At 52.1% G+C, this 238-nt stretch carries 1 pseudogene; it reads left to right on the top strand.

Annotated elements, in window-relative coordinates:
* A pseudogene (locus tag AAIL67_RS24835) lies at positions 1 to 238 on the top strand (hypothetical protein); the annotation flags it as partial.

The following is a 238-nucleotide window of genomic DNA, read 5'->3' as shown; positions in this document are numbered from 1 at the left end:
ACTCTTCATCCGTAGGGGCACAACAGAATCAGTCGGTCACCATTGTCAATCCAGTTGCTGCTCCGGCGGAAAGTCGATCTGTCGCCACGATGGAAAGTAGATCCACTTCAACCTCCGATCAAAACATCACAACGAGCGGAACAACCACCCAGAACCTGAATAACACAGTGTCTGGAACGTCCAAGAACATTGTGGAGTACAGCGGCACCTACACCCTGAAGAACGTTCCCAGCGTGGG

The sequence above is a fragment of the Comamonas sp. A7-5 genome (assembly GCF_039581385.1).
GTDB lineage: Bacteria > Pseudomonadota > Gammaproteobacteria > Burkholderiales > Burkholderiaceae_C > Comamonas > Comamonas thiooxydans.
The sequence above is the reverse complement of the archived record's forward strand: the minus strand, read 5'-3'. Positions and strand labels throughout refer to the sequence as shown.